The sequence below is a fragment of the Capnocytophaga sp. oral taxon 902 genome (assembly GCF_013394735.1).
GTDB classification, from domain to species: Bacteria; Bacteroidota; Bacteroidia; order Flavobacteriales; family Flavobacteriaceae; genus Capnocytophaga; species Capnocytophaga ochracea.
Genome location: NZ_CP058261.1, coordinates 1,290,144 through 1,311,235 on the forward strand (window position 1 = coordinate 1,290,144; position 21,092 = coordinate 1,311,235).

Consider the following 21,092-nt stretch of genomic DNA (forward strand, 5'->3'; position numbering starts at 1 on the left):
CAATTATCAATTGTTAATTGTCAATTGAATATTGAGTTCTTTCAGTTGTGCCTCATCGATAGGCGAAGGGGCATCAATCATCACATCGCGACCGCTGTTATTTTTAGGGAAAGCGATAAAGTCGCGTATGGTTTCTTGTCCGCCGAGCAGTGCTACTAATCGGTCGAAGCCAAAAGCCAAACCACCGTGAGGAGGAGCTCCATATTTGAAGGCGTTCATCAAGAAACCAAATTGTGCTTGTGCCTGCTCAGGGGTAAAGCCCAATAGCTGGAACATCTTGGCTTGTAACTCTTGATTGAAGATACGTATAGAACCACCGCCTACTTCATTACCGTTGAGCACGAGGTCATAAGCATTGGCACGTACAGCACCTGGGTCGGTATCAAGTAACGGAATATCCTCAGGTTTAGGCGAGGTGAAAGGGTGGTGCATTGCAAAGAAACGTTCTTCCTCTTCGCTCCACTCCAAAAGTGGGAAATCTACTACCCAAAGTGGGGCATATTCATCAGGTTTGCGCAAGCCGAGGCGCTCAGCGAGTTCCATACGGAGGGCGCTGAGTTGCCCGCGTACTTTGTTTGCCTTGCCTGAAAGAATACAGATAAGGTCGCCTGCTTTGGCGCCAGTGCGCTCTGCCCACGCCTTGAGGTCGTCCTCGTTATAGAATTTATCTACTGATGATTTGAAGCTACCATCTTCATTACACTTTACATACACCATTCCGGAAGCGCCTACTTGCGGACGTTTTACCCATTCTACCAAAGCGTCAATCTCTTTACGGGTGTAGCTGTTGGCACCAGGAACGGCAATACCTACTACTAATTCGGCTTCGTTGAACACCTTGAAATCGCGGTGTTGAGCGAGGTCGTTGAGTTCGCCGAATTTCATACCGAAACGGATATCGGGTTTGTCGTTGCCATAAGTTTTCATCGCCTCGGCGTAGGTCATACGAGGGAAAGCCCCAAAATCTAAGCCTTTGAGTTCTTTGAGGAGGTGTTTTGCCAATCCTTCAAAGGTTTGGATAACGTCTTCTTGTTCTACAAACGACATTTCGCAGTCTATTTGGGTAAACTCTGGTTGACGGTCGGCGCGAAGGTCTTCATCACGGAAGCACTTTACGATTTGGAAGTACTTGTCTAATCCGCCTACCATTAGCAGCTGCTTGAAGGTTTGTGGGGATTGTGGCAAGGCGTAGAACTCACCTGGGTTCATACGGCTAGGCACTACAAAGTCGCGTGCGCCTTCGGGTGTTGATTTGATAAGTACAGGGGTTTCTACCTCTATAAAGCCTTGTTCGGATAGGTAGTTGCGCACCATTATCCCCACTTTGTGGCGGAAAATAAGGTTATCGCGTACGGGGGTACGGCGTATATCGAGATAGCGGTACTTCATACGGAGGTCTTCACCACCATCGGTATTATCTTCAATGGTAAAAGGAGGAAGTTCGGAGTGGTTGAGCAAGGTGAGTGTTGTAACGAGGATTTCCACTTCTCCAGTAGGGATATTAGCGTTGGCTGCCTCGCGTTTGATCACAGTACCTTGAATTTGAATCACATCTTCACGAGAGAGGGTTTTAGCTTGCTCAAAGACTGTTTTATCAGTGCGTTCTTCATCAAAAATAAGTTGGGTGATGCCATAGCGGTCACGTAGGTCTACCCAAATCATAAATCCCTTGTTGCGGACGCGTTGTACCCATCCGCTAAGGGTTACTTGTTGTTTTTCGTGCGAGAGTCGTAGCTCTCCACAAGTATGCGTTCTGTACATTTATTTGTCGTTAGTTATAAGTTTTGAGTTATATTCTATTGAGATTTAACTTCTCGGGGTTATTTCTGTTATCCCAAAAAGATATAATTTCAATCACTTGTTTTTGTTCTATAATTTGGTAAAAAATTGAAAAATTACGAAGTACAATTACTCTTCTTACATCCTTTCTATTATCTACTATTGTTCCTATTCTTGGATTACACTCAAGCATTTCACAAATTTTAGCTATTTCAGTTTCTAATTTTAGAATATAACTTTCTGATTGAGTTTTTTCTAACCAATACAGCGAAATATCATACAATTGAATTTTAGCTTTTGGCAACCAAATAATCGTTAGATCTTCCATTTTTCCAATTCTCTATGAGTTCTCGTAATCCTTTCATTACTTCATTATGAGGAATAAAGACACCTTTTTTTGCCTCTTCTAAGCCTTCATCTATAGAACGTAGTTCAGCTTCTGAAACCTTTGCATAAGGTTCAGTGTATTCATTAGTAACAATCTCAAAATCTAAATTTTCAAGAGCAGCTTTAGCCTTTTCCAATGAGAGATGTTTAGGTGGTTTAATAATAAGTGTACTCATAATTTTAGTATTTTTAAATTCAATTATTTTTGATATACTTCAAGTTCTTTAGTAAGAATATATAGACAAAGGTTTTTTCTCTTAGGCTTCTTTCTCTATGAGTTCTCGTAATCTTTTTCATTACCTTATTATGAGAAATAAAGATACCTTTTTTGCCTCTTCTAAACCTTCATAGTTCAGCTTCTGAAACCTTTACATAAGGTTCAGAATTGTCAGAGATATTGGAAATAAAAGTGTTCATTCATCTAATTGAGCAAAAACTCGTCCTCCTCATTGCTTTTAATGCCTAAGGCTTCGTATATGTACTTAAAGGTGGAGAGCAATTTAGGTTTACCATCGATGAGCGCTACATCGTGTTCAAAGTGGGCAGAAGGCTTGCCATCGGCGGTGAGGATTGTCCAACCATCTTTGAGTTGGCGTATGCTCTTGGTACCCATATTGATCATCGGCTCTATGGCTACTACCATTCCGTCTTTAAACTTTTTACCACTACCTCGTTTGCCGTAGTTAGGCATCTCGGGGTCTTCGTGCATCTTACGCCCTACGCCGTGACCGACGAGTTCGCGCACTACTCCATAGCCGTGTGCCTCACAATGTTGTTGTATAGCGTGTCCCACATCGCCTACACGGTTGCCCGCACGAAACTGACGGATACCTATATACAGTGATTCTTTGGTTACGCGCAATAGTTCTTTTACTTCGGGGGCTACTTCGCCTACTTCAAAAGTATAAGCGTGGTCGCCATAGTAACCGTTTTTCAGTGCCCCACAGTCTATTGAGATGATGTCGCCTTCTTGTAATGGGCGGTCGTTAGGAATGCCGTGTACTACTTGCGCATTAGGACTCATACAGAGGGTATTAGGGAAGCCATACAAGCCCAAAAATCCTGGGATAGCCCCTTGACTGCGGATATACTCTTCGGCAATTTTATCTAAATATAGGGTGGTTACCCCTGGTTTTACTTCTTTAGCCATTATCCCCAAAGTACGTGATACTACTTGGGCTGCTTGGTGTAGTAGTTCTATTTCTTCGGCTGTTCTAATGTGAATCATTTGTAATTACTAATTACGAAAGACGAATTACGAAAGTTTTGTCATTCGTAACTCGTCATTCGTAATTAGATTTCTATTTTTTGAATTGTTTTAGTAAATTGGTTGTGGAACTGTCGTGAGCAGAAAGTTCGGTAGCGGCGATGTCTTTAAGGATTTTGCTTGCCAACTGTTTACCGAGCTCTACACCCCATTGGTCGTAACTATAGATGTTCCAAATCACACCTTCTACAAAAATCTTGTGCTCATACATAGCGATAAGGCTACCCAAACTTTCAGGGGTGAGTTTGTTGATGAGGATAGAGGTTGTAGGGCGGTTTCCTGTAAATACTTTGAAGGGCACTAAGGCTTCGTTTACCTTGTCACCCATTTCTTTGCGCACTTCGGCTTCGGTTTTACCTTTTAAAAGAGCTTCAGTTTGTGCAAAGAAGTTAGCCATTAGCTTGTTGTGGTGATCGGTATTGCCGTGCAATGAGTGTTTAAAGCCAATGAAATCAGTAGGTATCAATTTAGTACCTTGGTGAATGAGCTGGAAGAACGCGTGTTGAGAGTTGGTTCCTGGCTCACCCCAGATAATTACCCCTGTTTGGTAACTTACAGGGTTGCCATCACGGTCGGTTTGTTTACCGTTACTTTCCATTATACCTTGTTGTAGGTAAGCTGCCAATCGGTGCAAATACTGAGTATAAGGAATGATAGCTTGACTTTCGGCTCCGTAGAAGTTGTTGTACCACACGCTGAGCAATGCCAAGACTACTGGAATGTTCTTGTCAAACGGAGCTGTGCGGAAATGCTCGTCCATAGCGTGAGCCCCTTTGAGCAACTTATCAAAATTGTCATAGCCTACTGATAGGGCAATGCTGAGACCTACGGCACTCCACAACGAGAAGCGTCCGCCTACCCAGTCCCACATAGGGAATACATTATCAGGGTCTATACCGAATTTATCGATTTCTTGCAAATTAGTAGATACTGCTACAAAGTGTTTAGCAATATCTTTTTTTGAGCCTGATTTGAGGAACCATTCTTTTACAGTAAGCGCGTTCGAAAGGGTTTCGAGTGTTGTGAAAGTTTTAGATACAATCACTATCAAGGTAGTTTCGGGGTTGAGGTGCTTGATAGTTTCGAGCACGTGGTCGCCATCTACATTGCTAATGAAGTGTACGTTGAGGTGATTTTTGTAGAATTTAAGTGCCTCAGTTACCATTGCCGGACCGAGGTCAGACCCACCAATACCAATGTTCACCACATCGGTAAAGGCTTTACCAGTATAACCTTTGCGCTTACCACTGATGACCTCTTCGCTGAACTGTTTGATTTTGTGTTTTACAGCTGCTACTTCGGGCATTACGTTCTTGCCATCTACGTTTATCACGCTATTTTCGGGCGCGCGAAGGGCAGTGTGCAATACGGCGCGTTTTTCGGTGTTGTTGATAAGGTCGCCACCGAAGTATTTGCCAATAGCGTCCTTTAAACCACATTCCTCGGCGAGTTGCACAAGGAGTTTAAGGGTTTCTTCGTCTATGCGGTTTTTAGAATAATCTACATAGAAGTCGTGCCATTTGATGGCGAATTTCTCACCGCGAGTGGGATCTTTCTCAAATAGAGAAAGCATATGGCGGTCTTTTACTTCCGCAAAATGTTTTTGCAATGCTTTCCACGCATTGGTTTGTGTTGGATTACTATTTTTTAACATTTTTATTTATATATGTTTAATGTTGTTATTCTTTTTATAGTCAATCACAAATTAGTCTGTAAATTTTGCACCTTCCACTTTGCCAAAGTTTGAAACTTTGGCAAAGTTAATTATCTTAATAATCTGTTGTATTTTCTATTTGTTTGATTATAATCTATGTAATAGCAACTAACATCTGTCTTTTCAGGGTGCAAAACTACAAAATAATGACGCCTCACCTTTAGCTAATTTGCTAATTGACAAATTATTTAATGAAACTTACTTTTTCAGTCTTTTAAACACAAAACGGGTGATAAAAATACCAGTAGAATCATTGCTTCCTGCATTGCTCTCTACTCCACTAGTAACAAAAGCAAGTTCCCAGCCTTCTTCACTCATAGTGTTCAACTTAGAAGTGATAAGAGCATCGTTGGCAGCGATGTTCTGAAAACGAATCCCCCCGAGATTAAAGAAGTTGAGAAGTTTGGTCTCATCAAAGCCCTTTACGCGAATCTCATCACGGTCGCTTTTGTTGCGTTCGTCTCCTTCTTCCGAGCGCGTAGTGGTAAATTCTTTATAATTGCGTGTTTCATTAGCTGAGATAAGCCGCGAACGTCCCGCTCCCGAAGGTACTACTGATTCAATAGCGGTTACTACCTTAAATTCATATACTTGTGCTGAGGCGGTAAAGCCCACAAGAGCCAATAGATAAAAAATAAACTTTTTCATTGAAATAATATTTTAAACGTTTTTCTGATATTTAAACTAATCAAACCATTTTCTCTTCTTATTCTTCATTTTCGACAGAGCTCCCATTGATAAAAACTTCATAACTATCAAGTCTCGCTTTATCTATTTTGTAATTCTCTTCGTCTTCCTTAATAATGATAATACTATCAAATCCTAATTCATTCATCTTCTCAATAGTTAAAAGCTCTCCTTCTTTTACCTGAAAAACTTTTCTTAATAACCAATCTGAAAGAGCTTTATTAGGATTTGTCATTAATGCTTTTGAGTTATCTTGGCAAACTTTTGCACTGAGAATCTCTCCTGTGGGAACTTTAAGTTTAAACTGTACATCTCTTTTAGGAAAGAAATTAGGAAACTGTTTATGAATTTCAATTGGTATAGGGATATATATTTCTCCTAAATCTCTTTTTCTCCCTCCAGCATTCCACTGATTGAGTCCACTTTTCTCAAAAACATACTTTCTCTTTTGCTTTCTGCCGTACAAAGGAAGTATCACGTAGTTTATACCTTTAATTAATTTATCTTTAGCAGGTTTAAAAACTTTATCTCCAAATAATTCTAAAAGTAATTGATAAGGGTCTTCTATAATTTCTACTGGTAAATGAAAAGCATTTTGCGGAATATAAAATTTCCTAAAAAGAGTACTTTTCGAATAATTAAAATTATACTGATTTTTACCATCATCAAATTGTAGACTTGCTTTAGTGTCTTTTATAGAATGAATATTATTTATATCTATCTTATCATAGTCTGTCTCAAACAGAATTAATTCCTTTTCTCGTCTCGCTACTATATGATATAGTGAGTTATTAATGTTATAAAGTCTATTGGCTAAATCTATTCTTTCATTACGAAATTTTGCAAGTTTTAGTGCTAATTCTTTTCCTTTCAAAGGTTTTAATATTGTTGATAAAGAATTAAATTCAGCCACTTTTTCTATACTACTATTTGAAGGACAAGTAAAGGTTTTTAATCCTACTCCAATAGATTCGTAATTTGCATCAAAAGCAGTGTCTGAACGAGAGAGATTTTCAGCATCAAAACTTTTACAAAAAACATTTTCAACTACCCTATAATTAATATAGGGAATTATACTTTCACTGAAAAGTCCTGATAACTTAGAAACCGCAGAAAGTAATTTCAAGTAATTACCTTTCTTTTCTCTATCTATTTTAGCAAATGACTTCATAACACTTTCAAAATTTGTTCACTTACTCTTTGAATTAAAGGCATTGTCACAGAGTTCCCTGCCTGCATATATAATTTTGATATAGCTATTTCTTTAGAAAGTATAAAGCCTTTCGGATAACCTTGAAAATTAAAACATTCTCGTGGGGTTAATTTCCTAATACCAAAATTATCTTTAATAATCGGTACATTATGTCCCCCTGTACCCATATTAGCTGTTAAAGTAGGACAAACATTGTTCTTATTTTCTCGAACATACACACGCCTCCATTGATAAATAGTATCTTTACGTGTTACGGTTTTAATAAGTTCAGGACTGTATTTGTGAGATAGCTGATAATAAAAATAATCATTCTGTTTTCCTTTCTCTAAAAAGCTATGAATCGTTTTAGTAAGTTTAATTTTTTCAGGAAATTGGAACTCTTTATAATTAGGAACTTGTTTAGGATCAAAAGCTACTATAAAAATACGCTCTCTATTTTGTGGAATATTAGCATATTCCATTGTATTGAGAATTTTATAAAATATCTTGTAACCTAATTTCTCTTCTAAGATATTCGTTATTACCTTAAATGTTTTACCCTTATCGTGACTCACTAAGTTCTTTACATTTTCTAAAAAAATAACCTTAGGACGATGCTTTCTTGCTATTTCTTCTATCTCAAAAAAGAGTGTTCCCCTAATATCTTCAAAACCTTTTTGATATCCAGCTATAGAAAATGCTTGACAAGGAAATCCTGCGCAAAGTATATCAAATTCATTAGGAATATTATCTTTCGTTTCTTGTAAAGTAATATCGCCAAAAGGAACTTCTCCATAGTTTAGCTTATAGGTCTGCTGAGCGAACTTGTCCCATTCTGACGAAAAGACACATTCAGCCCCTATATTCTGCAAAGCATAGCGGAAGCCCCCTACCCCTGCAAATAAATCTATGAATTTAACGCTTTTTCCCATATCCAAAAAACTCTTATTTTTCTCTCTAAAGTCCTAAATAACCCTTTCTCAAAGGCGTATCCTTGATTCTCTTTTAATTTTAAAAACTAATTAGTTCCTATTTTGGAAGTACAGCATCACTCGTTTACATCAAGTTCTCATTAAAAGCAATTAAAATTGCTTTATATAATCACCTATGTAACTCGTGCTTACCCGTCGTGCTACGACCTTCTATTATAATAAAATTCCGTATTTCTGCTCAATTAACCATTAATCACTAATCATTAACCATTGTTACGACACCGTTTGCTTTTGTACATTCGTTACCTCCTCTTCCATTTCAATAGGGGTCGCTTTTAGCGCATCAAGCTGTTCTTTTAGTGGCGCAATCTCCTTCAAATATTTAGCTTTAAGTCGCGCATCAATAGGCACCGATTCTGGTAACTTCTCTCTGAGTGGGTCTACTTGTCTTCCATTCTTCCAGAAACGATAGCACACGTGAGGACCTGTTGCCAAGCCGGTACTTCCCACAAGTCCAATCACCTGTCCTTGCGATACGTGTTGTCCTCTGCGTGCCAATATTCTCGACATATGCAAGTACTGTGTTGTATACATATTGTTGTGGCGCACCTTCACGTAGTTACCATTACCCGAACTATAGCCCGCCTCAATCACCGTTCCTGCTGCTGTCACCCGTATAGGCGTACCCGTAGGTGCTGCATAGTCGGTTCCAAAATGTCCCTTCATACGGTGAAGCACAGGGTGAAAACGCATTCCAAATTTAGACGTAATGCGAAAGATATCCAAAGGCGATTTCAAAAACATTCGCTTCATCATATTCCCTTTTTCGTCGTAATAGCCATTTGTGCCTTTTGCCGAATCGATAGTGAAGTTAAAAGCGTAATAAGGTTTCCCTTGCCACTCAAAATAAGCCGCTTTCACTTTCTCAACTCCTGCAAAAATAGTGTCGTCCACATAACGTTCCTCATAAATAATCTTAAAATTATCACCCTTTTGCAAGCGGAAAAAGTCAATAGTGTAATCAAAAATCTGTCCCATTTGGTAAGTAGCATTCGCACTGATACCCGCCGCAAGCGCATCAACTGTAAGATTGCTGTTGATATTTCCTGCCAATGCTTTTTCCACAATCGTTACTTTGCGTTGCGCTTTGTAAGCGTGAACCGAGTCTCCAAGACGCACCACTACGTAATCTGTAACGTTCGGCTGATAGATAAAGCTATGGGGTTTCGAGGGGTCTTTTTTATCGTACAAAAAAGCGTAAACCTTACCCGTACGTATATTCTTAGGGTTAAACTCTCCTTTGGTTTTTTGGGTGATATTATGAATATCCACCGCTCCTATGTTGTTCTCTTCTAATAGTTTACCAAAGGTATCACCTTGCTTAATCGTATCTTTCACTATCGTGTAATCGTTCAGGTTGAAACCAAATTCATACACCGGAGGTTTAGGTGCCTCAACAGTAGCCGAAGCGGTTGCCTTCTCAGCATTAGGGGTATCATTACAAGCCGTGAATACCGAAAGCTGAAGTGCAAAAAATGAAAAATAAAGGACTTTCTTCATCATAAGTTTTCTGTTTCTGTTTTTACATTTTTTAGTTCACAAACACCAAGCCATTTAGGGCGCAAGTGTATCAAAAAATCTTACAAAGGTGCAAATAAAAAATGAACTACGCAAATAAAAAAACTAAAAAAACTGCATATAACTCCTTTAATTTATTCATAATTAATGTATTAAGCTGTATATCTCAATTCTTGCAAACTGCTTCTATGTCCTCTTTTTCAACACTTTTACTACTACCCTTCACCTTATCTTTTTCTTAAATCCCAGCCATACCCAAATGCCCTCTCCCCTACTCAGTACATTTTTCTGCCCTACAAGCCATATAAGTAGTAAATTTTTCCATCAAAACTCCATTTCACAAAATGCCTCCTCCCAAAAAAGTGCCATCTATCGTCCAACATTCGTTCAAGATTCGTTTAAGGTTCGTCCAAGCTACCTATACAATAGTAAATTTTTCTTTTTCATTTCCTCATTTGCTAATTACCTCATTTTCTCATTTTCTCATTTTCCAAATTTGCTCATTTGCTAATTACCTCCTATCTTTGCCCCCATAAAACAAATTATTATGAAATATCTTTATACTCTCATTGCCCTACTAACAGCTACTAATACCTTTGGGCAGAACATATTTTTGCTCAAAGAACTCTTTTTAAAAGGAAACGTAAAATCCGTGCGTGTTATCCCCTATCAAGTAAAAGAAAACAAGAAACACCGCATTCAAAAAACAGCTGTAAAGAAATTCTATTACGATGAAAATCTGTTTATCTTAGCCAATGAGCAAGGATATGTTGTCCAGCAAATTATGTTTGCCGACCGAAATGTGTTCAACCTTAAAACAGAAGTAACTTACGACGATAATAACCGAGAAACAAACTTAAAAGTATACGATGAAACCGATACTCTATTGCGTGAGTACACCCTTACTTATGACGATAAAGAGAAAAAAATGCAGAAAACTGTCTACTTCCTTAAAACAGGTAAGGAATACTTAGTACTTTCAAGTGATACAAACAAACGCAGTTACCCTACCTATGCTACTTATTACAACACCGATGAAAGTATCAAAAACTACTCTTCATATAAGTACGACAAGAGAGATAACCAACTCGAAACCAAAGTCTACAATCCCGATAAATCAATAAAATACACCAAGAAGACAAAGTATAATAAAAACGGATTCGTTACCCACCAAATAACCAAATCCAACGAAAAGAATAAAAGCCTCGAAACAGTGTATACCTATAAAAAAGAGCCTTTTCCTACTGAAATGCTCTTAATCTTCGAAAAGAAGACCCATAATAAAGCAAAGAAAATAAACTATACCTTTTCTTATCAATACGATGAAAAAGGTAATTGGATAGAGAAGAAATGCTTTTCCGAAGGCAAATTAGTATATATCGTAGAAAGAGAAATCACATATTATTAGAAACTCCATAAAAAAGGCAATAGTTTTTTACTATTGCCTTTTCTTTCTTCAATTAGCGGTAAGACTATCAAGCAATATATATTTTTGTTCTTGGGCTATAGAAGCCCAAGAACAAAATAATAGTAAGTAAAGTAAGTTTTTCATACGCTTATCTTTTATTCTTCTCCTTTTCAGCCTATTCTTTTTTAAGCTCCTCTGCCCACATAATCTCTTTCTTACTAAGTGTATTAAGAATTTGTTTCCCTACATACTTATCACGAGGAATAAAATAATCATCATAAGAACCTCCTACAATACCTTTGCCTTCTATAAAAGCAAAACGAGAAACCCCTGTATTGTCAGTAAAGCTCCAAAAACGATATATTTTATTGCCTTTTCTTTCTTCAATATGAGAAAGGTAAATACTTTCTAACTCTTTAGGAACTGCATAACGCACTCCACCAAAAGACTCTAAAGGGAACTCTCTGTTAGGAAATAGTTTTAAGTAAGCCGTTTTGAGTTCATTGTATGAAGTAAACGATTGTCCTAAGTTTATTATATTCCCCTCTGATATATGAAAAATAGCAGGATAGTTAACAATTCTAAATTTTTCTATAGAACAATAGGTCTTACTTCTATAAAAAGAGTTCCCTTCCTTCTTTATCATATAATAAGGGTAAAAAAGTTTATAATTATTCTTAGGATTATCAACTTCTCTAAGCAATTGTCGAGTACTAAGGGCTTTTGAATGAAAAGCTTCCAAACTTATTTTTTCCCATTTATTGCCACTTTCTGTTTCTGGAAAGACTGATAACAGTAAAAACTCATTAGGATTAATCCACACATTGTATATGTCAATTCCTTGATGATAACCATAAGGCATCGTGTTGATAGTATACTTATTAAAGTTAAACTTTTGAGTTAAGCTATCAACAATTACATACTTATATTCTATTTGACCCCAACCTATAATAGGAAAGAGTAAAAAAATGATTGTTTTAACTATGGAGTACATTTGGTTCCTTTTCTATCATTATTACCTTCTCTTTCATTTTGATTAAGTTTAACCTCCCAATCAAACACATTCTTTATAATTCCTGTTTTCGCCATTGCCTTAGCTGTGTTAAGAGGTATATTAGGATTAAAAGAATGTATGGCATCAACTAAACTATCTATAAACGGAGCAAAATTTAAATGCTTGTCGTCTATAAATTCAAATTTATCATAAGCAACTCCATTTCCAAATCCCATAGCTGTACGATAACGTATATTAGGATATCGTTCTTGAAATTTTTCTCTTAGACGCTCTCTTTCACAACTTAAAAAAGCGTGTATTGCCTCGTGATATATGGTTACTAAAACATATTCTTTAGTAGCAGAATTAAGAATATCAGGATTTAAGAATATATTTATTTCTGCATCTTTATCACTTACGCTAGTTGGTCTACAATATGCATCAACAGAAGTTCCTCTTAGAGCATTGTCTTCAAGAAAAGTAAGATTATATTTATTATTTGTTCCAAAAGTCTGTCTAAGAATTCTAGCAATATCGTTATTTAAATTAGGAGCTTGTGCTAAAAGAGCTTTTGCACAGGGGTTATTAAGTCTATCTATAATATTATCCTCCTGTTTACCTTCACTATTATTGCCTCCACCACTATTATTAGGAGGATAATATACTTCCTGACATAAAGAAAAATCTCCAGTATCATAGAATATGTAACCATCTCCGCCGTCCCAATCCATAGCATACATAATATCTAATTCTTTCATTAAACAATCAAAATTAGGGTACATTGCTATTATAGGAATAACTTCTTTATAATGGTCTACTATTCTTCCTGTCACAACAACCTCTCCTAATTCTTGTACAGAGTGAATACAATTAGGATCTCCCACAGAATGTCCACAAATATAACGACCTCCGTAAACAGGAGGAGGAAAATTTCGTGGAATACCTTCGTCTAAAAATCTCCAACTACTATGTATTGACTTATTATCTTGCTTTTTAGCAAAAGTAATAATCTGGTTATTCTTTTTCTTAATAAGAATGAGAAACTTAAAATCCTTTGAAAGAGTATCTTTGTTTATTACTTTTGTAAAAATAAGAGGATCTTTTTTAATAAGTTCAATACCTACTTTTTCAAGATTATTTATACCATAATCAGTTTTTAAAATAGAATCAACCTCTCTTTTTTCTAAAGGCACATAGCTATTACGGATATTGCTAATAATTTCCGTATTATTGTTCTCAGGAGTATTTTCATCTTTTTTACACCCCTCTACAGTGATAAGAGCTCCTACTATTAAAATAGTTGCCACATTTTTAAAAAGCTGTTTCATAATATTTTTTAGAATCATTTTTAATAGTGCAAAGGAAAATAAACAATTTTAAACAAAAAAATATTTAGTGTTAAACATTTGTTAAATATATTAACTTAGGTTTTTTGCTCTACTATAAGTCTTTCTTAATCTTATAAATTCTTCCAAGCACCTCACTCCTAATTTGCTAACTTCCTCGCCCGTGTGGCTCGCACCGTCTCTTCGGAGGTTCGGGGGCTTTCGTTATTCGTTGCTCGTCACTCGTCATTGTCTGCTTCCACCTTCCCATTTTCTAATTTTTCTAATTCGCTAATTATCCTTACCTTTGCACCAAATTTTATTATATGAGCTTATTCTCTATTCTTATATTTCTTTTTTTCTTTTGGCTTTTTAGACAACTCACCGAGCAGCCCTTTCGCAACCCATTTCAGCAAAACATATCACCCGCTACATTCGAGCTGAATCTCCTCTCACTTTGTAGCTTAGTTATCAAAGCCAACGGACGTGTTACCCAAGCCGAATTAGATTTCGTACGCTTGCAGTTCGTACGCCTTTATGGTAAAGAACGCGCCAATGCCGTATTTCGCAGTTTTAATAAACTAATAAAAGGACGCCAGATAGAAGCTCCCCGAGTAGCAATGTACGTACGAGCGCGTACTACCTACGAAACACGCTTGCAAATCCTCTATTTTCTCTTTGGTATTGCTCAAGCCGATGGAGTAGTAAGCCAAGACGAAGTACAACAAATAGAGCAAATAGCCTATTACTTTCAGATAGAAAAAAGTGATTTTATAAGCATCAAAGCAATGTTTGCTAACACTTATGGTAGTAATAGCTATACCCAAACTCCCAATGAAAATGCTTATGCTATTTTAGGTATAAGCCCCCAAGCTACCGATGCCGAAGTAAAACAAGCTTACAGAAATATGGCAAAAAAATATCACCCCGATAGAGTGATTACAGAAGATGAAGCCATAAAAAAAGGCGCCGAAGAAAAGTTCAAACAAGTACAACAAGCCTATGAACAAATCGCACGCCAAAGAGGAATGAACTAACAATAGCTTACCCCTATAAACAAAAAAGTGGCAAGCTACCTACATCGCACCGCTACAACCGAATACCTTTGCTGTGTTCCCACCCTGGAGGATTTTTCAGGAGCTGGTCGTGTAGGACTTGCCGGCGACAAAAGTACAACTTTTTTATTACATAGCAAATTTTTTCTATTTTTTTTCTTGCTTAGTAGCTCTATTTTTTTTACTTTTGCACCAAAAGTGTTGTATAACAACTTTTCAAAATCTGGTTAAAACAGTTAAAGAACAAAGAAAAATATTAAATATCAATGATGAAAAAACTATTCTTTTTATTCTTAGCGCTCCTATCGCTACAATGTAGTAAATCACAAGATAGTGAGACCACAGGTTTGAACTCTGAAAAGATGCTCACCCTTATCAATCAGCAACGACAAAAAGGCTGCAATTGTGGTAGTAATTATTTTAAACCCGTACCTCCTGTAAAGAGGAATAAAACAATAGAAAAAGTAGCCAAAGCTCATAGTGACGATATGCTTAAACGCAACGAATTAACTCACTATAGTAAAAACGGACAAGATCCTGGTAGAAGACTTACTAACGCTGGTTATAAATGGGCTACGTGGGCTGAAAATGTAGCTATGGGACAACAAAATGAAGAAGAAGCGATGAAAAGTTGGCTCGAAAGTCCTTTACACTGCGCTAATATTATGAATGCCCAAGTTACTGAAGTAGGTGTTGCTCGTAGCGGTAAGTATTGGACGCAACTCTTCGCTGCTCCTTATCCTTAATTTCTAACTGCTTCCTAACTCTTAAAACAATGTATCTCGATGTTCATTCGCATACCCAGCACTCAACTTCCGATACTTTGGTGATTCGCAATCAGTATCCACTTACCGCCGATACTAGCGAACCTTTCTCAGTAGGTATTCACCCTTGGTTTTTAAACGATTTTGAGGCGCAGTGGAATGCACTCATACCCTTAGCCCAGCATTTCAACTGCTGGGCAATAGGTGAATGTGGTCTCGATAAGAACGTTACCTCTCCCCTACCCTTACAACAAGAAATATTTCTAAGGCACATAGAATTAGCCGAAAGTTTAGAGCTCCCACTTATCATTCACTGTGTGAAAGCTTATGCCGAGGTAATACAACTCCGCAAACGCACCCACTCACAACAGTTATGGATATTGCACGGTTTCAGAAAAAACCTAAAAGTAGCACAAGAGCTCATTGCTCACGGCATTGCTATTTCTTTTGGCACTCCCCTACTCTATTCTTACCAATTGCAAGAAGTTTTTAAGAAAATCCCTCCTGAATATCGGTTTTTTGAAAGTGATGACAGTATTCAACCATTAGTTATCAAACAAGTCAAACAAGCCGGACTTATCTAAGGTCTGAAACTTAAATCTAAAATTTTCTACTTAAAAAATTTGCTCGTTTGCTAATTACTTCATATCTTTGCGCCCTGAAAATTGAAAGGGGGTGTATCTTTATGTTAATAATTCCTTTAAAAGACGGAGAAAGCATCGATAAAGCTTTAAAACGTTATAAACGCAAATTCGACCGTACAGGTGTAGTACGTGAACTACGTGAAAGACAACATTTCACTAAACCTTCTGTACGCAGAAGAGCCGAAATCCAAAAAGCACAATACATTCAGCACTTGAAAGATCAAGAAGAAGTATAGTTCATTGTGGAGATATTCAATTTTTTTTTAAGTAGGAACGGATAATATTCGTTCCTACTTTTTTTATTTAAGTGTTGTTCATTATCCTTATCGGTATTGTTCATTGTTCATTCTTAAATTGTGCATAACTTGAGGAAGAAAAAACACTAAAATATTTGCTCTTTTATGTTTTCTGTGTATACAAAAATGAAGATGAAAAAAGCAAATTTATTTCTTATAAAATATCCACTACTTTTTGTCAGTTATGAACAATCTGCCCAATGAAAAGTTCTCAACAAAAAGTTGTGCATAATATCAAAAAGAGTTATCAACAATTTTGCTTAAAATATTCATTTAAAAAACCGTAAATCACTTTTTATTGTTGATAACTAATCATAATATCCTTAAACTGAAAAAAGCAAGTTTTTCAGCCTAATTTTATTCCTCTTATGAACGTCATCATAATAATAACCCTTCTTTTTTTAGAAAGAAATCTTTTTCAATTTATAATTTGATGATTGTTGATAACTCAAAAATATTTACTTTTGCAATATGAAAAAAACAAATAAAACTCAAAAGCAAGGCAAATCAGGGAAACCTAAAAAGAATAAGAGTTTAGCTAAGCGCAACAAGCAAGAGCTTATCAAAGCGATTTTCTCGGTGTTACAAGAACACCCCGAAGAGAGCTTTAACTACAAGCAAATTGCTGCCAAACTCCACATTACCGATGCACCACGTCGTGATATGCTGGTGAAACAACTCGTACAACTGAAAGAGAAAAAACGCATTGTAGAAATCGACCGTGGAAAGTACCAAGCTATCCCTATGCAACACTACTATGTGGGCACGCTTGATGTGAGTACGCGCGGTAATGGTTATGTAATAGTTGATGGTTTAGACAACGACATTTTTGTAGCACAGAATTTTCTAAACAAAGCCCTCCACGGCGATTTGGTGGAAGTGTATGTATTTCCACGTTTTAGAAATCGCAATAAGATGGAAGGAGAAATCAGCAAGGTGTTAGAACGTAACAAAGTGCGCTTTGTAGGTACTGTGCAAATGCACAAAAACTTTGCCTTTGTTGTCCCTACCGATGCTCGTATGTATACTGATTTCTTTGTGTTGAAAGACAAACTCAATGGCGCTCAGGACGGCGACCGTGTGATTGTACGCATTGAAGATTGGAAAGACAAAAGCGATTCGCCTATGGGGGTAGTGGAACAGATACTTGGTAAACCAGGGGAACAAACTACCGAAATGCACTCTATCTTAGCCGAATACGGTCTGCCTTATACCTATCCAGAAGAGGTAGAAGCCTTTGCTAAAAAGTTAGACCTTTCCATTACTGATGAAGAAATCGCCCGCCGTCGTGATATGCGCGAAACCCTCACTTTCACTATCGACCCTCGTGATGCGAAAGACTTTGACGATGCACTGTCGTTTAAAGTGTTTGAGAATGGTAACTACGAGATAGGAGTACATATCGCCGATGTATCGCACTATGTGAAAGAAGGCACTATATTAGATGAAGAGGCTTACAACCGTGCTACTTCAGTATATTTAGTAGATAGGGTAGTGCCAATGTTGCCCGAAGTGCTCTGTAACTTCGCTTGTTCACTCCGCCCCGATGAAGATAAATATACCTTTTCGGCAGTGTTTGAGATGAATAAGAAAGCCGAAGTGGTAGATATTTGGATAGGACGTACCGTAACACACTCATCATTTAGGTTTGCTTACGAAGAAGCACAATCAGTAATAGAACAAGCCAAAGTAGGGGAGGGGTACACCATTCCTGCCGAAACTTCTATTACTGATATTGATAGAGCTGTACCTGCTAATGTGGTAGAGGCTATTCTCACGCTCAATGCCTTAGCCGAAAAATTGCGTGGCAAGCGTATGCGTTTGGGAGCTATTACTTTTGATAAAGTGGAAGTGAAATTTGACCTCGATGAGAATGGCAACCCTACAGGGGTATATTTCAAAGAGAGCAAGGAAGCCAACAAACTAATTGAAGAGTTTATGCTCTTGGCTAACAGAAAGGTAGCCGAGTATGTAGCTAAAATGAAAAAGACTTTCGTATACCGCGTACACGACGAACCCGATGCCGAAAAACTACAACAGTTCAATGCGGTAATTAGTAGATTTGGCTATAGCTTGAACTTGAACAACCGCCAAACCACTACCGATTCACTTAATAATCTCTTAGAAGAAGTAAAGGGTAAAAAAGAACAAAACTTAGTCGATACTTTGGCAATACGTTCAATGGCAAAAGCTACTTATACTACTAAAAACATAGGACATTACGGTTTAGCGTTCGACTATTATACCCATTTCACTTCGCCTATACGCCGTTATCCCGATGTAATGGTACACCGCCTTTTGCAACTCTATTTAGATGGCGCCCCTTCACAACCTGAAGCCGAATATGAAACCAAATGCAAACACTCGTCACAAATGGAAAGTTTAGCAGCATCGGCAGAGCGTGATTCTATCAAATATATGCAGGTGAAATATATGGAAGCCCATAAGAACCAGCAGTTTGCAGGAGTGATTTCGGGTGTAACCGAATGGGGTATTTATGTAGAAATTACCATAAACAAATGCGAAGGATTAGTGCGCGCTCGTGACATCAAAGACGATTATTACACTTTCGACGAACAACAATACGCCTTGGTAGGGCAAGCCACTGGCAAAATGTATCAGCTTGGTGATGAAGTAATGATACGTGTGAAAAACACCGACCTGATGAAAAAGCAATTAGATTTTGAACTGATAAGTGAATAATGAGTCGTAGCACGACAAGCAGTTTTTGCATCTCATACTTTGCCAAAGTTTCACACTTTGGTAAAGTTTTTTTTTCTACATAAAAGATTATATGAGTAAATATAAAGTAAAATTTTCTATTATATTTATATTTTTAGAATATAATACTTTTTTTATATTTATGTAAAAATAAATATCTATTTTATTTTGTTTATATAAAATATTTTTATATCTTTGCACCATTAATTATTAATAGTGGATGTATGACAGAAAAATGAAGTGATTTTATTGAAGGTGTATTTATATAGAGTAATCTAATTATTAGTATTATTCCTTAACTGAGCTACGGGTTACTGTCTTCATAAAAAAAACGTGCAAAAGAAAGATTTAATAAATTAAAAATTGAATTAGTATGAAAGAAATGATGAAATTTTCGTTGTTTATGCTATGTTTTGTAGTAGCGTTAGTGTCTTGCTCTAAGGATAAAAATCAAGATCCATTGCAAGATTTGCAAAATAAGTCAATGACTTATGAAGACTTCTTTAAAACTGTTTCAGAAAAAGAAGTAAGTGTTCCAGAAGATAAGGTACTTTTTATCTCTTACGAATTTAATGCGAAAGATGAGACTATTACTTTATTGTCAAGTACTGAGGCTTTTCCCAGTGAAAAAGTAGTTTGGGATGCTATAGTTAAGCATTACGAGCTTGAAGCTTCTCGTGGAGGAGGAAAGTATGATTATATTGTAACTTGTGATAAAGGATGGAGTAAAAAATGTGAAGCATATAGTTGTTTAAGTGTAGTTAAAAATTGTTTGAATCAAGGAGGATGCGCAACTGTTTGTAAAGCTAATATGGTTTATGTTCCAGATATAAAAGCTTTTTATATATCAGCTAATATTGATGAATTAGTCTCATCAAAAGTTGAAGGAGAATTTTAGTTTAAATTTAAAATTTTTCACTATGAAAAAAATATTTAAATTTTCATTTCTAACGGTATGCTTAAGCATAGCCTTTATATCTTGCTCTAAGGATAAAAATCAAAATCCATTGCAAGATTTGCAAAATAAGTCAATGACTTATAAGGAGTTCTTTGAAACTGTATCAGAGAAATCAGTAGACTTTGTTCCAAATGAGAAAGTATTACTTGTCTCATACAAATTAAACAAAGATGACAATACCATCACTTTCTTGTCAAGTATCATTGCTGAATCAAGTTGGGGTGTAGGTTTTGACGTTGCTGGTAAATATGAAGAGCAACAAGCTTCTCGCTCTGACAAAGAGACATATACAGTATCTTGTACAGGGGCTAAAGGTGGAGATTGGACAAAGGGTTGTAATGGAGATTATAGTTGTGGAAAGCTACTTTACGATTGTGCTGAAGCTGGTGGTTGTGGAACTGTTTGCAAGACTTATATGGTCTATGTACCTGATGTAAGAGCTTTTTATCTTTCTAAAGATCTTGATGAATTGGTTGATTTGAAAGATGAAGAAACTCTCAAACAAATAAATGAGGTTATTAGGCCATAGTTAATAATTATCACAAAACCAACAGAGTAGGGGAGAGGTACTAAAAACTTCTCCCTTATTTTTTGTAATTCAGCAGTTTTTTAGTACTTTTGTGCAGTTAATCAAATTTTAGGTAGAAATAGATGTTTGCGGATGTATTGCTTGCATTACCTTTGGGCTTGTTGTTAGCTTTTACCATAGGTCCTGTGTTCTTTGTATTGCTGGAAACAGCCATTACTAAAGGATTTAGGGCAGCTATTGCTTTCAATTCAGGGGTAGTACTGGCAGATACTGTTTTCATTCTCATTGTCTATTTCACTACTAGCAGTTTGCTACGCGAAATTAAGGACGACCCTAAGCTCTTCTTCGCCGGCGGACTCATAATGATAGCTTACGGACTTATCTCGTTTATCAAACTGAAAAAAGACTTCAAGAAAACAATAGATAACAAAGAGAATGCCTATTTGCAAGTAGCTGAAAAAGTGAACTATGTAGCTCTCTTTATTAAAGGTTTTCTACTGAATTTTATCAACATAGGCGTTTTAGGTTTTTGGTTGGGAATTATTATTGTTTTTGGTCCTAAGCTCGATATGAATGCTAGTAGAATATTAGTGTTTTTTACTTCTATTATCTTAGTTTACTTTGCAATAGATATCTTTAAAATTCTCATTGCTAAGAAACTTAAAAACCGACTTACTGCTTTTCATATTTACAAAATTAAACGCGCGATTAGCATTATATTGTTAGTCTTTGGAGTTTTCCTGATACTCCAAGCGTTCTTTCCTAACGTATTACAATTAACTGATTAGCTATCAATAAAAAAACTTTGTCAAAGTCTTAAAACTCTGACAAAGTCTATTTTCTATTGCCTATGGCCTAATGC

20 protein-coding genes and 1 other RNA gene are annotated in these 21,092 nt (G+C 36.7%); 9 read left to right on the forward strand and 12 right to left on the reverse strand.

All coding sequences use genetic code 11. The features are described from left to right. Positions 1-6: 6 nt before the first annotated feature. The 9 genes from aspS to HW278_RS05535 all read right to left on the reverse strand — a co-directional run bounded on the left by aspS (position 7) and on the right by HW278_RS05535 (position 9,521). Complete coding sequence (gene aspS / locus HW278_RS05495) at positions 7-1,761, reverse strand: aspartate--tRNA ligase (RefSeq protein ID WP_178977171.1); 1,755 nt, start codon at positions 1,759-1,761, stop codon at positions 7-9. Between the two features lie 28 nt (positions 1,762-1,789). Further along, complete coding sequence (locus HW278_RS05500) at positions 1,790-2,107, reverse strand: type II toxin-antitoxin system RelE/ParE family toxin (RefSeq protein WP_178977172.1); 318 nt, start codon at positions 2,105-2,107, stop codon at positions 1,790-1,792. Further along, on the reverse strand, positions 2,070-2,342 hold the full coding sequence (locus HW278_RS05505; RefSeq protein WP_178977173.1) for a hypothetical protein: 273 nt from the start codon (positions 2,340-2,342) through the stop codon (positions 2,070-2,072). Before HW278_RS05505 ends, HW278_RS05500 begins: the two co-directional genes overlap by 38 nt. A 245-nt stretch (positions 2,343-2,587) precedes the next feature. Then, positions 2,588-3,394, reverse strand: a complete 807-nt coding sequence (gene map, locus HW278_RS05510) for a type I methionyl aminopeptidase (RefSeq protein ID WP_053581313.1) — start codon at positions 3,392-3,394, stop codon at positions 2,588-2,590. 73 nt (positions 3,395-3,467) lie between these two features. Beyond that, positions 3,468-5,087: a glucose-6-phosphate isomerase gene (gene pgi / locus HW278_RS05515; protein WP_178977174.1), complete on the reverse strand. Its 1,620-nt coding sequence runs from the start codon at positions 5,085-5,087 to the stop codon at positions 3,468-3,470. A 258-nt stretch (positions 5,088-5,345) separates the two neighbouring features. Next, positions 5,346-5,795, reverse strand: a complete 450-nt coding sequence (locus HW278_RS05520; protein WP_002674390.1) for a hypothetical protein — start codon at positions 5,793-5,795, stop codon at positions 5,346-5,348. A 58-nt stretch (positions 5,796-5,853) separates the two neighbouring features. Next, a complete protein-coding gene (locus tag HW278_RS05525) occupies positions 5,854-7,005 on the reverse strand; it encodes a restriction endonuclease (RefSeq protein WP_178958036.1) in 1,152 nt (383 codons plus the stop codon). Further along, positions 7,002-7,958: a DNA cytosine methyltransferase gene (locus tag HW278_RS05530; RefSeq protein WP_178958037.1), complete on the reverse strand. Its 957-nt coding sequence runs from the start codon at positions 7,956-7,958 to the stop codon at positions 7,002-7,004. The genes HW278_RS05525 and HW278_RS05530 overlap by 4 nt, the downstream gene beginning before the upstream one ends. Positions 7,959-8,231: 273 nt before the next feature. Then, positions 8,232-9,521 carry a M23 family metallopeptidase gene (locus HW278_RS05535; protein ID WP_178958038.1) on the reverse strand — a complete coding sequence of 430 codons (1,290 nt, stop codon included), beginning with the start codon at positions 9,519-9,521 and terminating at the stop codon, positions 8,232-8,234. Between the two features lie 562 nt (positions 9,522-10,083). On the opposite strand from HW278_RS05535, the gene HW278_RS05540 reads away from it, so the two are divergent. Then, positions 10,084-10,944, forward strand: a complete 861-nt coding sequence (locus HW278_RS05540; protein WP_178977175.1) for a hypothetical protein — start codon at positions 10,084-10,086, stop codon at positions 10,942-10,944. 175 nt (positions 10,945-11,119) lie between these two features. On the opposite strand, the gene HW278_RS05545 is transcribed toward HW278_RS05540, so the two are convergent. Together HW278_RS05545 and HW278_RS05550 are read right to left on the reverse strand one after the other, a co-directional pair. Then, positions 11,120-11,938: a hypothetical protein gene (locus HW278_RS05545; RefSeq protein ID WP_106096157.1), complete on the reverse strand. Its 819-nt coding sequence runs from the start codon at positions 11,936-11,938 to the stop codon at positions 11,120-11,122. Then, positions 11,926-13,284 (reverse strand): hypothetical protein, encoded by a 1,359-nt coding sequence (locus tag HW278_RS05550; protein ID WP_106096156.1) that lies wholly within the window; start codon positions 13,282-13,284, stop codon positions 11,926-11,928. The genes HW278_RS05545 and HW278_RS05550 overlap by 13 nt, the downstream gene beginning before the upstream one ends. Positions 13,285-13,589: 305 nt before the next feature. Between HW278_RS05550 and HW278_RS05555 the strand changes: the two genes are divergently transcribed. Beyond that, complete coding sequence (locus HW278_RS05555) at positions 13,590-14,300, forward strand: molecular chaperone DjiA (RefSeq protein ID WP_178977176.1); 711 nt, start codon at positions 13,590-13,592, stop codon at positions 14,298-14,300. Positions 14,301-14,325: 25 nt separating this feature from the next. Here the strand turns inward: HW278_RS05555 and ffs are convergent. Further along, positions 14,326-14,424: signal recognition particle sRNA small type (gene ffs / locus HW278_RS05560), an RNA gene on the reverse strand. 160 nt (positions 14,425-14,584) lie between these two features. Here ffs and HW278_RS05565 point away from each other — a divergent pair. From HW278_RS05565 to HW278_RS05595, 7 genes are all read left to right on the forward strand, one after another. After that, positions 14,585-15,064, forward strand: coding sequence for a CAP domain-containing protein (locus HW278_RS05565; protein WP_178977177.1), 480 nt, complete (start codon positions 14,585-14,587; stop codon positions 15,062-15,064). A 29-nt stretch (positions 15,065-15,093) separates the two neighbouring features. Continuing rightward, positions 15,094-15,666, forward strand: a complete 573-nt coding sequence (locus tag HW278_RS05570; RefSeq protein WP_178977178.1) for a TatD family hydrolase — start codon at positions 15,094-15,096, stop codon at positions 15,664-15,666. 101 nt (positions 15,667-15,767) lie between these two features. Further along, positions 15,768-15,962, forward strand: a complete 195-nt coding sequence (gene rpsU / locus HW278_RS05575; RefSeq protein ID WP_002674401.1) for a 30S ribosomal protein S21 — start codon at positions 15,768-15,770, stop codon at positions 15,960-15,962. Between the two features lie 531 nt (positions 15,963-16,493). After that, the gene (rnr, locus tag HW278_RS05580) at positions 16,494-18,725 is read left to right on the forward strand and encodes a ribonuclease R (protein WP_178977179.1); all 2,232 of its coding nucleotides are present in this window, start codon (positions 16,494-16,496) and stop codon (positions 18,723-18,725) included. A 391-nt stretch (positions 18,726-19,116) separates the two neighbouring features. Continuing rightward, entirely contained in the window at positions 19,117-19,641 is a 525-nt protein-coding gene (locus tag HW278_RS05585; RefSeq protein ID WP_178977180.1) for a hypothetical protein, read from the forward strand. A 22-nt stretch (positions 19,642-19,663) separates the two neighbouring features. Further along, positions 19,664-20,230 (forward strand): hypothetical protein, encoded by a 567-nt coding sequence (locus tag HW278_RS05590; RefSeq protein WP_178977181.1) that lies wholly within the window; start codon positions 19,664-19,666, stop codon positions 20,228-20,230. Positions 20,231-20,352: 122 nt separating this feature from the next. Continuing rightward, positions 20,353-21,018, forward strand: a complete 666-nt coding sequence (locus HW278_RS05595) for a LysE family translocator (protein WP_016478315.1) — start codon at positions 20,353-20,355, stop codon at positions 21,016-21,018. Positions 21,019-21,092: the final 74 nt, after the last annotated feature.

Bases quoted from the DNA above. Each gene is read 5' to 3' on its own strand.
- aspS (WP_178977171.1), bottom strand. From the start codon at position 1,761: ATGTACAGAACGCATACTTGTGGAGAGCTACGACTCTCGCACGAAAAA.
- HW278_RS05500 (WP_178977172.1), bottom strand. From the start codon at position 2,107: ATGGAAGATCTAACGATTATTTGGTTGCCAAAAGCTAAAATTCAATTG.
- HW278_RS05505 (WP_178977173.1), bottom strand. From the start codon at position 2,342: ATGAGTACACTTATTATTAAACCACCTAAACATCTCTCATTGGAAAAG.
- map (WP_053581313.1), bottom strand. From the start codon at position 3,394: ATGATTCACATTAGAACAGCCGAAGAAATAGAACTACTACACCAAGCA.
- pgi (WP_178977174.1), bottom strand. From the start codon at position 5,087: ATGTTAAAAAATAGTAATCCAACACAAACCAATGCGTGGAAAGCATTG.
- HW278_RS05520 (WP_002674390.1), bottom strand. From the start codon at position 5,795: ATGAAAAAGTTTATTTTTTATCTATTGGCTCTTGTGGGCTTTACCGCC.
- HW278_RS05525 (WP_178958036.1), bottom strand. From the start codon at position 7,005: ATGAAGTCATTTGCTAAAATAGATAGAGAAAAGAAAGGTAATTACTTG.
- HW278_RS05530 (WP_178958037.1), bottom strand. From the start codon at position 7,958: ATGGGAAAAAGCGTTAAATTCATAGATTTATTTGCAGGGGTAGGGGGC.
- HW278_RS05535 (WP_178958038.1), bottom strand. From the start codon at position 9,521: ATGATGAAGAAAGTCCTTTATTTTTCATTTTTTGCACTTCAGCTTTCG.
- HW278_RS05540 (WP_178977175.1), top strand. From the start codon at position 10,084: ATGAAATATCTTTATACTCTCATTGCCCTACTAACAGCTACTAATACC.
- HW278_RS05545 (WP_106096157.1), bottom strand. From the start codon at position 11,938: ATGTACTCCATAGTTAAAACAATCATTTTTTTACTCTTTCCTATTATA.
- HW278_RS05550 (WP_106096156.1), bottom strand. From the start codon at position 13,284: ATGATTCTAAAAAATATTATGAAACAGCTTTTTAAAAATGTGGCAACT.
- HW278_RS05555 (WP_178977176.1), top strand. From the start codon at position 13,590: ATGAGCTTATTCTCTATTCTTATATTTCTTTTTTTCTTTTGGCTTTTT.
- HW278_RS05565 (WP_178977177.1), top strand. From the start codon at position 14,585: ATGATGAAAAAACTATTCTTTTTATTCTTAGCGCTCCTATCGCTACAA.
- HW278_RS05570 (WP_178977178.1), top strand. From the start codon at position 15,094: ATGTATCTCGATGTTCATTCGCATACCCAGCACTCAACTTCCGATACT.
- rpsU (WP_002674401.1), top strand. From the start codon at position 15,768: ATGTTAATAATTCCTTTAAAAGACGGAGAAAGCATCGATAAAGCTTTA.
- rnr (WP_178977179.1), top strand. From the start codon at position 16,494: ATGAAAAAAACAAATAAAACTCAAAAGCAAGGCAAATCAGGGAAACCT.
- HW278_RS05585 (WP_178977180.1), top strand. From the start codon at position 19,117: ATGAAAGAAATGATGAAATTTTCGTTGTTTATGCTATGTTTTGTAGTA.
- HW278_RS05590 (WP_178977181.1), top strand. From the start codon at position 19,664: ATGAAAAAAATATTTAAATTTTCATTTCTAACGGTATGCTTAAGCATA.
- HW278_RS05595 (WP_016478315.1), top strand. From the start codon at position 20,353: ATGTTTGCGGATGTATTGCTTGCATTACCTTTGGGCTTGTTGTTAGCT.